The 1988-nt window shown below is 69.6% G+C and carries 1 protein-coding gene and 1 pseudogene; both read right to left on the reverse strand.

Annotation, left to right across the window (positions count from 1 at the left end; translation table 11 throughout):
• Positions 1-171 precede the first annotated feature (171 nt).
• Positions 172-1017: pseudogene (locus AC1DVT_RS19870) on the reverse strand (DUF817 domain-containing protein); the annotation flags it as partial.
• The gene (locus tag AC1DVT_RS19875) at positions 1017-1886 is read right to left on the reverse strand and encodes a PHP domain-containing protein (RefSeq protein WP_477391081.1); all 870 of its coding nucleotides are present in this window, start codon (positions 1884-1886) and stop codon (positions 1017-1019) included. The gene AC1DVT_RS19875 and the pseudogene AC1DVT_RS19870, both read right to left, overlap by 1 nt.
• Between the last annotated feature and the right edge of the window lie 102 nt (positions 1887-1988).

Consider the following 1988-nt stretch of genomic DNA (forward strand, 5'->3'; position numbering starts at 1 on the left):
GTCCGCTGCCCCGCGGCGCCGCACGGCGCGGCGGGCGCGGCGCGACTCCGGCACCGCATAGTCGGGAGCACCTGGCGGGTACACCCAGGTCACGAGCACGACCGAGATGATGTCCGCTGCCCCGCGGCGCCGCACGGCGCGGCGGGCGCGGCGCGACTCCGGCACCGCATAGTCGGGAGCACCTGGCGGGTACACCCAGGTCACGAGCACGACCGAGATGATCATCAGCAGGAACCACGACACCAGTTTGCTGATCGAGACTGGGTGCCATCCTTCGACCTGGTCGGGGTATGCCCACGCGCCCGCCCACGTTCCGATGTTCTCGGCGAGGTAGATGAACAGCGCGACTCCGGCGAACGCCGCGAGCAGCGGCATCCGCACCACCGAGCGCCAGACGCGCGCGTACTGCACCGTCGGCAGCCACACGACCACGACGGCGCCCAGCAGCATCCAGCGCAGGTCCCACCAGTAGTGGTGGGTGAAGAAGTTCACGTAGATCAGGACCGCCACCACAGCGGTGAGCCAGCGCCGCGGGTAGCGGGTGAACCCGAGGTCGAACAGCCGGTACACCCGCACCATGTACGAGCCGATGGCGGCGTACATGAAGCCGCTGAACAGCGGCACGGCCGCGATCCGCAGCACGCCATCGGCCGCGTACGCCCACGATCCGACGTCGGTCTTGAAGACCTCCATCACGGTGCCGGTGAGGTGGAAGAGCACGATGACCCAGAGCTCGCGGCCCGTCTCCAGGCGGGTTGCGACCATGACGACCTGGATCGCGACAGCCGCGATCGTCAGGAAGTCGTTGCGGGCGAGGGCCGCGTCGTCGGGGTACCAGAGGCGCGCCGCGACGATGACCGCGAGAAGCGACGCCCCGAAGACGCACGCCCACGCCTGCTTGAGGCCGAACACCGTGAACTCCACCAGTCCGGCACGCACGCCACGGTCGGACGCGTCGCGCAGCAGGATGTGGGCGACCGCATCGATGCGGCGCTCGAGCGACGTGGAGTTGCGCATCACGGATAGACGGGGGCGCTTCCGGTGCCCTGGGCGATGATCCGCGCGACCATCTCGTCGCTCGTGGTGTTCTCGCCGGGCTGGTTGGGCTTGCCGAGTCYGTGATAGTCGCTCGACCCGGTCACGATCAGGTCATGCTCGGCCGCGAGCCGTCGCAGGATCGCCTTGCCCGCTTCGGTGTTCTCGCGATGATCGATCTCGAAGCCCGCCAGCCCCAATCCGATGAGGTGCTCGAGCAGCGAGACCGGCATCATGCGGGCGCGGCCGGCCGTGCTCGGGTGGGCGATGACCGGCACCCCGCCCGCCGCCACGATGAGCCGCACGGCGGCTTCGACTTCGGGTGCGTAGTGGCCCTCGTAATAGCCTTCGCTCGGATGCAGGATGCCGTCGAACGCCTCTCCGCGGTCGCGCACGATCCCGCGCGCGATCAGCGCATCGGCGATGTGCGGCCGCCCGACGGTGGCGTCTTCCCCGGTCTGGGCGACCACGTCCTGCCAAGTCAGGGGATAGTCGCGCCCGATGTTGGCGACGATCCGCTTCGCGCGGCCTCGGCGGTCGCCGCGGATCCGATCCAACTCCGCGCGCAGGCCGGCATCGTCCGGATCGAACAGGTACGCGAGGATGTGCACCGAACGCCATTCGTGCCTGGCGGACATCTCCATCCCCGGAATCAGCGTGAGGTGGAGGGATGCCGCGGCCTCAGCGGCCTCGGCCCACCCCGAGGTCGTGTCGTGATCGGTGAGCGCGACAGTGCCCAGACCCCGGCGGTGCGCCGCGGCCATGACGGTGGCCGCGGACTCGGTTCCGTCGGAGTGCACGGAATGCAGGTGCAGGTCGCTCGGTCCCTGGAATCTTCGCGCCGCCGCCATTCCTCGACACTAGCGCCGGGAAACAGCCGGGAACGGCCCCGCGGGGCGGCGATCTCCCAGGGTGCTGAAATAGAGTCGCGGACGTGTTTCGCCTGCTGGGAG

The sequence above is a fragment of the Microbacterium sp. P2_F9 genome, from assembly GCF_056403635.1.